Raw genomic sequence first — 12,082 nt, forward strand, 5'->3', positions numbered from 1 at the left:
GAAGCTCCAGCCACCGCGCTGATGTCCACCATGCTTGCGCACGATACGGTAGAGCCAGCGCTCGACGCCGCCAGTCAGCGCAAAGTAGGCGCGGTCGATTGTCAGGATCAGGCCGCGATCGAGCACACCCGCATAGAACCAGTCGGGCAGGATGAGCTCGATGCCAACGGCTCGGCCACGGTCGTCGAGTGTCTCCCGCCATTCGTTGATCCAGGAGAAGCGGTGACGGCGGCGCTGGTGCTGCTGGCGGATCGACGTGGCAACGGTAGTCGATTGCAATCGGTCGAGCGCTGCGCGCAGCCGCTCATAATGGTCCTTGCCAGTCCCACGCCCGATGAAGGTCAGAATCTCGTGCGGACGGGCGGCGATGTGCCGAGATGTCGGGCGGCCTTCGTCGCGCGCTTCGACGAGCTGACTCGCCGCCCAAATCAGAATGTCGGCATCCCAGATGGTCGCCATGCCGTGTTCGGCTACGGCTTCGACCGAGATCCATGTGGCCCCCATTGCGAAGTCGATCGGTGCGGAGCGCCGCGACTTGGCAAGGCTGAAGAAGGGCCACGACATCAGATCCTGCGCATCGCGCGCGGCAATGTCACCGGGCATCGAATAGAACAGGTCGAGCTGCGCACGTTTTTCATGCGCGGAAGAGGCAGCTGAACTTCGCATCAGCGCCGCACCGGACGCGCGGGGAGGCAAACACCTTTGCCAGGATCTGACGTCGAATTTCGGCGGCCGATTTCGGCCCAGGCATTAAGGTCAGCAATCGCGTAAACGATACGCCCACCCAGTTTTCGGTAGACGGGGCCGGTTCCGTAACAGCGATGTTTCTCGAGCGTTCGGGCGGACAGGCCAAGATGGATGGCAGCGTCGGGCGTCTTGAGAAACCGCTGGACCGCAGATGTGGCAATTTCGATCATCGAGAACCTCCTGATGGTATGCCGGACACTGGCGACAGGTCAGGCGGGCAGGAGGTGAGATTTGGATGCTTGCAGCTTGTCGGTGAACGGACATAGGGCAGCCCTGCCGAATGTCCCGATCAGTGGCCGCTCAACAGGGCGAGATAGCCGCCGTCGCGCATAGCGAGCGCCTGTCGCTGCCAGCGCGCAATCCGTTTGCGCTCGCTCGACGTGTCCCATTCGGCGGCTGAATATCGCCCGGCATCGCGGGCGATAAGTTCGATGGCCAATTCGCGCGTGGTTGCACCGCCGGACAACGCATCGAGCAACCGAAGCCATTGGACCAGACGCCAGTGCTCTGACGGACCGGGCGCAAGGCAGAACGGGAGCTTCTTCACATGTCCGAGATGGCAATGGTCATGAAAGTCGCAAACAGCGGCCTTCCGTGTTTCCCAAAATGCGTCGCCCGGAAGAACATAGGCGAGCGGTTCGGTCTCTGTTGTCTCGCCGCAAATATTCAGGCGGTAGCGGCGCTTAGCCGTCGATAGGACGAGATGCCGCCCTTCATCATCGCGGTGCTGGGCCGCGAATTTCATGCTCCCGACAATTTCGACTTGGCTGCAGCCGTCGCAAGGGAAAGGAGCCGGGCGCAAAAGGATGACGCTGGCCGCTGTAGATGGGTGCCAGATGATCGGGAGATGGTGGGCCGGGAGATCAGGGTCCGCAGCGAAAGACCAACCCCCAGCGCCGGGCCAGACGACTCAGCGCGAGTGGCGCAGCGTCAACGGCTTCAGCATATTGGTCGCGGTATTCAGGATTGCGGCGCAGGAATTCCTGCGCGAAATCCGTGCGGTCATAGTTTTCATACGCTTTGGCGTAATTCTCCGAACGCCAGTCGGGCGGCTTCTCCATCGCACCTCTCCTATGAGGTTTTTTTGGAGTCGAACGATCACGTCGGAGCCGTGACGAGAGAAGTGCTCGAGTCAGTTCCGGGCTCCCCCGCGGCAAGGCACAATCAATTGCGCCAGATTGGTGCTAAATGCCCAGTTTTATTGGGTTCGCGGGGCCATCAGGTGTTTGTAGCCGTGTTCCGTCATCCACCTGGCGCGGGCGAGATGGGTATCATAGACCCTTCGCGCGCGATCCGGCTCACTGGCAGGATCGATGGCGAAGATGATCGAAACCACCTCTTCCCATGATGCCTCGTCCTTTTCGGCATCCAGCAGGCGAAGATACGTGACAAGGTGGCGCTCATCATAAGCGCTCAATCGGTTCGACTGCGGTGGTTCATCGGCAAACTCAGGAGCCGACATGGGTCTCTCCTTGTAGCAAAACCTGTTTAGTGACTGCGCCCCTGCAACGCGCGCAGAGAAGCAGGGTGAACTTATTCCCAATCGGGCAGTGCGCTATCCCCAGCACGGGATAATGCCGAGCCCAGATTGCCGGGACAAAACATTCCCAGAGGCAATGATCTGCCTGTTGTAGTTCAGAAATTGTAAAATTGCTGCTGAGATTCGGTGAATGGCGGTGGGTTTGCGTTCAACGACCGCCAGGTTTTTCGAAAAATCGCACGGGATCGACGGCAAGTTCTTCTGCGAGTCGCTCGATAGTGTCGAGCGTCGGCGAATTGGCTGCGCGTTCGAGAAGGCCGACATAGTTTCGGTTGATTCCGGCACGATGCGCCAATTCCTCCTGCGAAAGCCCACTGGCGTGTCGCAATCGCCTTAAATTCGTCCCAAAAATCTCCCGAAGCCTCATGCTTCGTGGGTCGGCGTAACCCTAATATACTGCCACCCAATATACTAGGGATTCGTCATCGCCCGGAGTGACCCGGGCGATGACTTGGCCGATTCAATGGTCGTTGCGGCGGCTCGGGCGGTTCCAGACCAGATCGTGACTGCCGTCTTCGGCTTCGAACAGCTGGGCGAAAATGGGTGCCATGAAGCTGGGGTCGTCGAGCTTCACCGAAAGGTACGGACGGTCGTCCTGGGTGTGCTTTTTCCAGGCTGCGCCGATTTCGACTTCACCGATGAGGACCCGGTGGGTGGGTGCATTGCCGCTGGTGTTTTCTTCCGCGACGATCCTGACTGATTTGGCCTGAAGGGCGAGAGTGACGATCTGGCCCCGGAGTTCGCCCGAAACCATCTTGAAGTTGCCGATCTTTGCCATGGGTATTTCCTTTCCGTTGGACGGGACCGCGCCAGTGCGGCCTCGATGCGCGGATAAAGGTCAGCCAGTGGCAGGCGCCGCAGCGTAAGCCCGCAGTGTTAGCGAAGGACGGTGTGGCCGGGCTTTCTTGTTTCGCGAGGAACGGCGGAACGCCGGGGGAAGAAAGTTCGGCAAGCACCGTTGCGGCAAGCCTGCCAAGCGAAGCGTCTGGCTGACATGGGCGCGGATCGAAAGAGGCCGTACTGGTCGGTTCTGCCGGGAAGGACGCCAGATGCTGATCGCATGCTCTAGCTCGGGTGAACGCAGGCCCTGAACCCTCGGTTCAAAATCGGCCAAGCAAAGGAAGCGACTGGACCGGCGGTATTGGCCCCTCACGCCATCACTCGGCCGACATGGATTGGCCTGTAGAGGCTTGCCCACCCGCGGGACCAGCTAGCCCTGAGGTGCGCACGTATCACGCTCCGACATCGTCACGCTTCGCCATGCCGAGAGGGATGTCGCCATGGCAGCGATGGATCCAAGGATTGCCAGCAGCATGCTGTTGTCCGTTGCCAGTGATCCAAGCGCGTGCGCGGCCTGAAACCCGGCGATGCCCGCGGGTATGGCAAAGAGGAACGCGATCCCGACACGGAGCATGGGAGAGCGGACAAAGGCGATGAGGCCCTGTCCAATCAGAAGCGTAGCAATGCCTGCCGACAGTCCGCCCAGGATTGCTCCGAGATGACCAACATCATGGCGGAGCAGCAGGAAAGCACACGTGAGCCCGGCATAGACAGGCAGCGCGTAGCTGGCGAGGCGGAAGAGCAGCGCGAGCACATAAAGGCCAGCCACGGCCCCGAGGATGAGAAAAATGGTCATAAGCGTCCCTTGTCTGGACGCGCTCGCCACCACCTCCTCAGCGCAATCTGCGGTGCAAGAATAGCACGGCAGGGCACAGGCCGAAAAGGCGAAATGTGCCTGAGGTTAGCGGCTGAAGGGGTCATATTCTCGAACCACCTGTTCCGGGTCACCGTCAAATTCGTCAGCGGGGATGACGAAGTAGCCCTGATTGGTTTCGATGAGGACGATGACCGTCATCAGCGTCCGGGAGAGGTTCCAGCCAAGCGATTGTGCGGTTGCCAGTGGCATGTTGCGGCTCCTGCCTAGGAGCGGGACCACCCCGCTCGACAGTCGCCCCACAGGCCGGGGGCTGGCCGCAATCACCGCAGCAAAGCTGCGGCCGCACGCGCACGCGTAGCGGACCCTTCACGGGTTGATTGAAGGAGGACAGACTTCGCGCCCAGGGATCAGCGGCTAATGCGAGCGAGTGGTTCTGCGGCGGTTCGAGCTATGCTAATTGCGACCAGCTAATTTCGCGGTTCTCTCCGATGCTGATCTAGGCATCACTTCAAAACGATGATGACCGGTATCGCAGTCACGAAGCCATTTCATGATCGTCATATCCGGCATTGCGGTTCATATGATCGAGCATCCCCGCACCTATGCCGATGGAGCGCCGCAGCTTTGAGTGGAAGCATGGCGAGAAGATGCAACCTGCCTGTGGTCAGCAAGCGCTCAGCTCCGATCGAGTCGCATCCGCGCTGGGGACAGAGTGACTTTCCAACAGCAGCGTCCAGAACCTAAACCGTTGCGGGCGGCGATTGAAAACCCACACCGCTATCAGGCGATGGGGTTCGAGAATGAGTGGGAGAGTTTTGGTGACGCCGAAACGGCTGTCCGAACCTGCGCTATGGCCATCCGGCCATTACTTCCCGGCATATTACGCCACTGTTACGCGGGGCCAAATTTGAGGCGCGTAACAAGAAAATCAATCTCGGCTTACGCCGTTAAGTATTGATTTTGCTTGGAAAAACTGGAGCGGGCGAAGGGATTCGAACCCTCGACCCCAACCTTGGCAAGGTTGTGCTCTACCCCTGAGCTACGCCCGCTCGTGCGTTTCTGGCCGGTCGGAAATGCCCCGTCCGGCTGGGGTGTTGGGGCCTCTAACGGCGACTCGGCATTAGCGCAACAGCAAAAATGCAGGCGATGCGAACTCTTTGTGCAAATGCCCGATTCCCCTTGCCGAATGGCGTGCCATCACCACATTGTGCGAGAAATCCTGAACTGCACCTAGAAGCACCAAAATGCACCTAGATGCACCTGAACCTACCGGAGAAGCACTTTGGCCAGCATGGGGCTAAGCCTGGACGAACAGAAAGCGGTCGATCGCTTCCGCACCAACGTAGTCGAACCTTCGATGACCAAACTGGTCATTCTCGACTTCTGGGCGGAGTGGTGCGGGCCGTGCAAGGCGCTCACGCCGGTGCTTGAAAAAGTGGCGGCGGAATATGCCGACAAGGGGGTCGTGCTCGCCAAAGTGAACGTCGACGAGGAGCAGTTCATCGCTGCGCAGTTCCAGGTGCGCTCGATCCCAACGGTCTATGCGATGTTTCAGGGCCAGCCGGTGGCGGACCTTACGCCTGCGCGCGGTGAGACTCAGTTGAAGCAATATATCGACCAGTTGCTGGCCAAGCTGCCGATCGAAGCGGGGGAGCCGGCGCAAGACGTTGCGCCGCTGCTGGCGATGGGCGAGGAAATTCTGGCCGAGGGCGATGGTGAGCGGGCGGCCGCTGTCTTTGCACAGATCGTTGAAATCGCACCCGATAATGCGCAGGCCCATGCAGGGCTGGTGCGCGCGCTGATTGCGGCCGGGCACAAGGATGAAGCACAGGGCGTGCTTGATTCGCTGGCACCGGAGATGGCCAATGACCCGGTCTTTGCGCAGGCGCGGTCCGCTTTGGCGCTGGCCGAGGATGCGCCTGAGGAAAGCGAACTGGCCGCTTTGCGCGCGGCTGCGGCTGAACGTCCGGCGGACATGGAAGCACAACTGGCCTTTGCCAACGCGCTCTACGCCGCCGGTGAGCGGGACGAGGCGGCGGCCAAATTGCTTGCCATGATTGCGGCGGACCGCGAGTGGAACGAAGGCGCAGCCAAGGCCCGCCTATTGCAGATCTTCGAGGCTATCGGCCTTGAAGATCCGTGGGTTTCGGCCACCCGGCGCAAGCTTTCCACCGTGCTGTTCGGCTGAGCGTAGTGAAGGCTGTGCGCCTTTCAATCTTCCCGCTGGCGGGCGCTGTGCTCTATCCGGGGCTGCAATTGCCCCTGCATATCTTCGAACCGCGATACCGCGCGATGGTGAGCGATTCGCTGGCACGCGATCGGCGCATTGCGATGATCCAGCCACAATCGGCCGATCCCGGCGCGCCGCTGTTCACCATCGGTTGCGTGGGAAAGATCGCCGATGTCGAGGCGATGGAGGACGGGCGTTACAATCTGATGCTTGAGGGCGTCGCCCGGTTCCGCGTGATTCGCGAGTTGGAAGTGACCACGCCGTTTCGTCAGGTCGAGGCTGAGCTTCTGACCGACGACATGAACGAGGCGCTGAGCGCCGTCGAGCGCGCCTCGTTCGAGCGCGAATCGCGCAAGTTTGCCGATGCGCAGGGCTATGCCGTCGATTGGGATTCGGTCGGACGGCTGGATGACATGTCGCTGATCAACGGCGTTTCGCAGATCGCCCCGTTCGATGCTGCGGCCAAGCAGGCGCTGCTAGAGGTCAATACGCTGGGCGAGCGCTGCGAATTGCTGGTGCAACTGATGCAGTTCTTCGGCAAGCGCGATAGCGACGATGGCGGGCGGGTCACGCTGCAGTAACGCTATGATCCTCCCCGTTTTTGCGAAGCACAAATGGGGAGGTGGCAGCCCGTAGGGCTGACGGAGGGGTTCTTTGTCTACCCCTCCACCACCAGCTTCGCTGGCGGTCCCCCTCCCCGTCTGGGCTTCGCCAAAACAGGGAGGATTTTTAGAATTGCGCCTGAATCCCGTCGATCACAAACTGTGCCGCCAAGGCCGCCAGCAGCACGCCAAGCAAGCGGGTGATGACCGCTTCCACTTGTGAGCCAAGCGCCCGGATCAGCGGGCGGGCACCGACCAGCGCGCCGAAGCTCATCACCATCACCACGCCTAATGCACTGAGGATAATGGCGGTTTCCTCAACGCCGCTTGCACGTGACGTGAGCAGCATGACCGAGGCAATCGAGCCGGGTCCGGCAAGCATCGGCATGGCCATCGGGAAGACCGAGACATCCTCCACCTGAGGCTGCGCAGTGCGGACTTTCTCTGCACGCTCTTCACGCCGTTCCGTGCGCTTTTCGAACACCATGTCGAGCGCGATCAGGAACAGCATGATGCCGCCTGCGATGCGGAAACTGTCGAGTTCGATGTGCAGCGCGCCCAGCAGGTCTTCCCCGAACAGCGCGAACACCAGCAGGATGCCAGTGGCGATCAGGCAGGCGCGCAGGGCCATGCTGAACGCCTGCTTCGCTGTGGCATTGGCGGTGAGCCCTGCATAGATCGGCGCGCAGCCGGGCGGATCGATCACCACGAACAGCGTGATGAAGGCCGATATGAACAGTTCCCACATCGTTCAGGCGCCCTTTCCGGGGAACACGCGGTCGAACACTTGCGTCATGGTGCTGTTTTTCCAGATCCATGCGGTGTGATGGCGGCTTCCATCGGGCAGAACGGTGGAGCGCCACGCAAGGCTGCCATCGCGGGACTGGCCGGTTTTGCTGTCCGATCCTTCGGGCGCATTGTTGGCAGGCAGCGGCCCGGCGAGCGGCAGGACGGGCGCATTCTTGCCCTGCTCCTTGCGTTCGCGCTTGCTGCCGGGCTGGGGGCGTACGTCACCCTCGGGCCTGCGCCGCACAGGGCAATCCGCCACGGTGCCTTGCGCCCAGTCCAGTTCGGGCAGCGCCTTGGCCAGTGCCACGCCATCGTCCAGCACCCACTTCCAAGCCTGCTTGCCCTTGAACTGGCGTTCCCAGACAGTGACGTATTCGCCGTTTCCGCCCTCGGGATAGCTCGCGCCGCCTATGGTCAGGCCGGCCGAGCCATCGCAGGCGATCCACGCGGCACGCGGCGCCCATTTGTAGGGTTCGGCGGGGTCCTTGCGGTCCTTGAGCAGCGCCTTGGCGGGCACACGATTGCCATCGAACATCTCTGCGGTATCGGCAGCGGTTTCGCGGAAAGCGGTCCATTGGCCTTTTTCGCGGGCGAGGCGGGCAAAGGCGATGTCGGCTGCGATCAGCGCGCTGGGGTTGGCATAGGCGCGCTGCGGACGTCCGGGTCCGCCTTCGCCCTCGGGCGGGGGGGCGGGTTGGGCGAGGAGCGGGGTGGTGCAGAGGAGGAGTGCGAGGGGGATCAGTCGCTTCATGGACTTGGTCTAGCCGATGGCGCGCGCGATGCCCACCCCGCTCACAAGCGGTGCGTGCATCTGCACTTCTTTGCCCAAAATCCCGCTCATGCTGAGCTTGTCGAAGCATCCCACGCGGTGCCAAACGTCCTTGGACAGGCTGAGGATGAGCGGGGGTGGAGAGTGGGGTGTGCGCCTCAAACCGCGTCGGCGGCCAGCTCCAGCCCGGCGTTGCGATAGGCCGCCACCAGCGTGTTCCGCAGCAGCACCGCGATGGTCATGGGGCCAACACCGCCGGGCACCGGCGTGATGGCCGAGGCCACGGCGGCGGCGGAGGCATAGTCCACATCGCCGACCAGCTTGGTCTTGCCTTCGACCGCACCGGGAACGCGGTTGATGCCAACGTCGATCACGGTCGCGCCGGGCTTGATCCAGTCGCCCTTGACCATTTCCGGGCGGCCCACGGCGGCAACCACGATGTCGGCGCGGCGAACGACGTCGGCCAAGTCCTTGGTGCGGCTGTGCGCCACGGTGACGGTGCAGCTTTCCGCGATCAGCAGTTGCGCCATCGGCTTGCCCACGATGTTGGAGCGGCCAATCACCACCGCATCAAGGCCCGACAGGCTGCCCAGACGGTCCTTCAGCAGCGTCAGGCAGCCCAGCGGGGTGCAGGGCACGAAGCCGGGTTGGCCCACGGCAAGGCGGCCCGCGTTGGTCACGTGGAAGCCATCGACGTCCTTGTCAGGATTGATTGCGGCGATGACTTTCTGTTCATCGATATGCTTTGGCAGCGGCAACTGCACGAGGATGCCATCGACAGCCGCATCGGCGTTCAGCGCTTCGACCACGGCCAGCAGATCGGCCTCTGACGTATCGGCAGGCAGCTTGTGTTCGAAGCTGTTCATGCCCGCTTCCAGCGTGCTCTTGCCCTTGGAGCGGACATAGACCTGGCTGGCCGGATCTTCGCCTACCAGCACCACGGCTAGGCCCGCCTTTCGCCCCGCCTTTGCTTCGAACGCGGTGGCGAGGTTACCCACCCGGGCGCGCAAGGTGGCCGCAAAGGCCTTTCCGTCGATTACGTCAGCAGTCATGGGAATGTCCGTAAGTTCAGACGCCCGCCGTGGAAGCGGCAATGCCGCTCAGCAGGATCATCAGCAGGTTGAGCCCGATGATCAGCACCATCGGCGAAAAATCGATCGCGCCGGTATCGGGCATGATCTTGCGGATGGGGCGCAACATGGGTTCCAGAATGGCGTTCAGCGCTTTCCAGATCGCCGCAACCGCATTGTTGTGCATGTTCACGACGTTGAACGAGATCAGCAGGCCAAGCACGAACTGGACGATCACCACAATGACGATGATGTTGACGAGATAGTTGATCATCGAGATCAGCGTGTAGAGCATCATTGGCGCATTTCCCTATCGGCTGAAAGGCAGCTTGAACCCGCTCCTAGCCGACCCTCTCCCGGTGCCACAAGTGCCCCTTCGCTGCCCGATGGCGGCGATAAGGCCAGTCTGTATGTGTTGCATACGGAATTGGCAAGATTTCACGGTTTGAGCGTGGTGCTTTCGATGTGCCAGCGCAACTGTTCTGGCGAGGCGCCGTCCACATCGTTGACCCGTCGCATCGTGACTTCGCCATTGATGGTGCGCGGGCCATCCACGATCGTGACGGGCGCGGTGTAGTAGAGCGATCCCGCCGCGCCTTCCTGATCGCCTTTGCCGACCGTTACAACAGGGGCGAGGAGTGAACTCCACTTGGCGGCAAAGGCGCGCTCTTCCATGCCGCTGGCCTTGCCATAATCACCCCAGAAGCCGCGCACGGCCTCCCAGTCACGCGCTTCGATGGCATCACCAAACGCCTGCATGGCTTGCACGGGATCGCGGGTGAGCGAGGGTTCGCCCGGCGTGACTGTCGGCAGCGGTTCGGTGGGTATCAGTTCCGGCATGGGCGTGGCGGGTGCAAGCGCCGCTGCGTCCGTCGCGTCCGGCGAGGGCGAGGCGGGGCCTTTCTGGCAACCGCCAAGGTGGAAGACGAGCGCCGAAGCGGCAGCGAAAGCAAGCGCAATGCGGGTCATCCCGCACGGACGCTTGAAAGCCCTTGTTGTTCCGCTCAGGCGCGGATGAGCGTGCCTGCGCCTTGCGCCGTGAAGATTTCCAGCAGCATTGCGTGGGGCACACGGCCATCAAGCACGACGGCTGCCTCGCAACCCGCCTCGACCGCGTGGACGCAGGTTTCCAGCTTGGGGATCATGCCGCCGCTGATCGTGCCGTCTTCGGCCAGCCGTGCGATGTCGGCCGGGCGCAGATCGGTGAGGAGGTTCTTGTCCTTGTCGAGCACGCCGGGAACGTCGGTTAACAGGAACAGCCGCGATGCGCCCAGCGCCGCCGCGATCGATCCGGCCATGGTATCGGCATTGATGTTGTAGGTGTGGCCATCCTTGCCCACGCCAATGGGCGCGATCACCGGGATGATTCCCGCCGCGCTCAGCGTATCCAGAATACTGGTGTCGATTTCGGTCGGCTCGCCCACAAAGCCCAGATCGACCACGCGTTCGATGTTGCTGCCCGGATCCTTGGTGGTGCGCTCCACCTTGGTGGCGGTGACGAGGCCTGCGTCCTTGCCGGAAATGCCGATGGCCTTGCCGCCCGCGCCTGCGATCCAGCCGACCAGTTCCTTGTTGATCTTGCCCGAAAGCACCATCTCGGCAACTTCGGCCGTGGCCTTGTCGGTCACGCGCAGGCCATCGATGAAACTGGATTCAACGCCCAGCGTCTTCAACATTGCGCCAATCTGCGGGCCTCCGCCGTGGACCACCACCGGATTGATCCCTACGGCTTTGAGCAGCACCACATCTTCGGCAAAATCGCGCGCAGCTTCGGGATCGCCCATCGCGTGGCCGCCATATTTCACCACGAACGTCTTGCCGGCATAGCGCTGAAGATAGGGCAGCGCTTCGGTCAGGGTCTCGGCCTTGGCGAGCATGGCGGGGTCGTGGTTCTGGCTCATGCACGCGCCATTACGCGTAAAAGCTGCAGAATCCAAGATTGAGGATCGCGTGTGGCGCGGTGGATTATGCTGGCCGATTACTCCGGTCGGTCCAGCCACTTGCCCAATTGCACAAAGACCCAGATCAGCGGCGGGACCATGATCGTGGACAGCACCAGTTTGGAAATGATCTGGCCCTGCATGATCGAAACAATCGGCAAATCCTGCCCATAGAACGAGATCGTGATGAACAGAATCGTATCAACCACCTGGCTGAGCATCGAGGCGAGCCATGCGCGCAGCATCAGCATCTTGCCGCGTCCGCCTGCGATGCGCGAGAACAGATAGACGTTGAGTGTTTGCGAGGTGCCATAGGAGATCAGCCCGGCAAACTGCATCCGCGCGCCCTGGCCCAGCAGGCGGGCAAAGGCGTCCTGATCGGTCCAGAACGGGGCGGGGGGCACCACGCGGATCACTACCGTCAAAAGGATCATCGAAACGATCAGCGGCACGAAGCCGAAACGGACCAGCTTGTTGGCCACGTCCTGTCCGAACAGTTCCGCCACCGCGCTGGCCATCACCACCAGCAGCAGGAACGCAAAAATCCCTGATTCCACCGCCAGATCGCCCAGCAGTGGCCACGTGCCGAGCGAGGCGAGTTTGACCCCCAGCACGCCTGCCAGCACGCACATTCCGCCGTAAAGCAGCGACAGGGCGAACAAAGAACGGGGGATGGCGGGCGCAGAAGCGGCGTTATCGTGCATCTAGGGCCGATAGCGCGCTTTTAACCGCACGCCA

General features: G+C 61.8%; 18 protein-coding genes and 1 tRNA gene. 2 read left to right on the forward strand and 17 right to left on the reverse strand.

Annotated features, from left to right (window positions below):
* From B7X90_RS15705 to B7X90_RS15750, 10 genes are all read right to left on the reverse strand, one after another.
* On the reverse strand, positions 1–666 hold a 666-nt coding region (locus tag B7X90_RS15705; protein ID WP_292625972.1), incomplete at its 3' end, for a replication initiator protein A.
* The gene (locus B7X90_RS15710; RefSeq protein ID WP_017183363.1) at positions 666–917 is read right to left on the reverse strand and encodes a DNA-binding protein; all 252 of its coding nucleotides are present in this window, start codon (positions 915–917) and stop codon (positions 666–668) included. The genes B7X90_RS15710 and B7X90_RS15705, both read right to left, overlap by 1 nt.
* Before the next feature lie 119 nt (positions 918–1,036).
* Entirely contained in the window at positions 1,037–1,492 is a 456-nt protein-coding gene (locus B7X90_RS15715; protein WP_292625974.1) for a DUF2285 domain-containing protein, read from the reverse strand.
* 118 nt (positions 1,493–1,610) lie between these two features.
* Complete coding sequence (locus tag B7X90_RS15720; protein ID WP_292625976.1) at positions 1,611–1,808, reverse strand: DUF6499 domain-containing protein; 198 nt, start codon at positions 1,806–1,808, stop codon at positions 1,611–1,613.
* A gap of 137 nt (positions 1,809–1,945) precedes the next feature.
* Positions 1,946–2,209 (reverse strand): DUF2285 domain-containing protein, encoded by a 264-nt coding sequence (locus B7X90_RS15725; protein ID WP_292625978.1) that lies wholly within the window; start codon positions 2,207–2,209, stop codon positions 1,946–1,948.
* Between the two features lie 226 nt (positions 2,210–2,435).
* Entirely contained in the window at positions 2,436–2,654 is a 219-nt protein-coding gene (locus B7X90_RS15730; RefSeq protein WP_013831674.1) for a helix-turn-helix transcriptional regulator, read from the reverse strand.
* Positions 2,655–2,747: 93 nt separating this feature from the next.
* A complete protein-coding gene (locus tag B7X90_RS15735) occupies positions 2,748–3,065 on the reverse strand; it encodes a DUF736 domain-containing protein (protein ID WP_006964005.1) in 318 nt (105 codons plus the stop codon).
* 432 nt (positions 3,066–3,497) lie between these two features.
* Entirely contained in the window at positions 3,498–3,923 is a 426-nt protein-coding gene (locus B7X90_RS15740) for a hypothetical protein (protein WP_292625984.1), read from the reverse strand.
* A gap of 105 nt (positions 3,924–4,028) precedes the next feature.
* Entirely contained in the window at positions 4,029–4,193 is a 165-nt protein-coding gene (locus B7X90_RS15745; protein WP_006964003.1) for a hypothetical protein, read from the reverse strand.
* A gap of 725 nt (positions 4,194–4,918) precedes the next feature.
* Positions 4,919–4,993 (reverse strand) — tRNA-Gly (locus B7X90_RS15750).
* 242 nt (positions 4,994–5,235) lie between these two features.
* Here B7X90_RS15750 and B7X90_RS15755 point away from each other — a divergent pair.
* Together B7X90_RS15755 and B7X90_RS15760 are read left to right on the forward strand one after the other, a co-directional pair.
* Positions 5,236–6,132, forward strand: coding sequence for a tetratricopeptide repeat protein (locus B7X90_RS15755; protein WP_292625988.1), 897 nt, complete (start codon positions 5,236–5,238; stop codon positions 6,130–6,132).
* A gap of 14 nt (positions 6,133–6,146) precedes the next feature.
* Complete coding sequence (locus B7X90_RS15760) at positions 6,147–6,755, forward strand: LON peptidase substrate-binding domain-containing protein (RefSeq protein WP_292626004.1); 609 nt, start codon at positions 6,147–6,149, stop codon at positions 6,753–6,755.
* A 148-nt stretch (positions 6,756–6,903) separates the two neighbouring features.
* Here B7X90_RS15760 and B7X90_RS15765 read toward each other — a convergent pair whose 3' ends face one another.
* From B7X90_RS15765 to B7X90_RS15795, 7 genes are all read right to left on the reverse strand, one after another.
* Entirely contained in the window at positions 6,904–7,524 is a 621-nt protein-coding gene (locus tag B7X90_RS15765; protein ID WP_292625990.1) for a MarC family protein, read from the reverse strand.
* A 3-nt stretch (positions 7,525–7,527) separates the two neighbouring features.
* Positions 7,528–8,316, reverse strand: a complete 789-nt coding sequence (locus B7X90_RS15770) for a hypothetical protein (protein WP_292625991.1) — start codon at positions 8,314–8,316, stop codon at positions 7,528–7,530.
* A gap of 176 nt (positions 8,317–8,492) precedes the next feature.
* On the reverse strand, positions 8,493–9,386 hold the full coding sequence (folD, locus tag B7X90_RS15775) for a bifunctional methylenetetrahydrofolate dehydrogenase/methenyltetrahydrofolate cyclohydrolase FolD (protein WP_292625993.1): 894 nt from the start codon (positions 9,384–9,386) through the stop codon (positions 8,493–8,495).
* Between the two features lie 16 nt (positions 9,387–9,402).
* A complete protein-coding gene (locus B7X90_RS15780) occupies positions 9,403–9,702 on the reverse strand; it encodes a YggT family protein (protein ID WP_292625996.1) in 300 nt (99 codons plus the stop codon).
* Positions 9,703–9,842: 140 nt separating this feature from the next.
* A complete protein-coding gene (locus B7X90_RS15785) occupies positions 9,843–10,373 on the reverse strand; it encodes a hypothetical protein (protein WP_292625998.1) in 531 nt (176 codons plus the stop codon).
* 35 nt (positions 10,374–10,408) lie between these two features.
* Positions 10,409–11,305: an acetylglutamate kinase gene (argB, locus tag B7X90_RS15790; RefSeq protein ID WP_292626000.1), complete on the reverse strand. Its 897-nt coding sequence runs from the start codon at positions 11,303–11,305 to the stop codon at positions 10,409–10,411.
* Between the two features lie 77 nt (positions 11,306–11,382).
* The gene (locus tag B7X90_RS15795) at positions 11,383–12,048 is read right to left on the reverse strand and encodes a queuosine precursor transporter (RefSeq protein WP_292626002.1); all 666 of its coding nucleotides are present in this window, start codon (positions 12,046–12,048) and stop codon (positions 11,383–11,385) included.
* Positions 12,049–12,082 lie beyond the last annotated feature (34 nt).

Source organism: Novosphingobium sp. 17-62-19 (assembly GCF_002256775.1).
Classification (GTDB): Bacteria; Pseudomonadota; Alphaproteobacteria; order Sphingomonadales; family Sphingomonadaceae; genus Novosphingobium.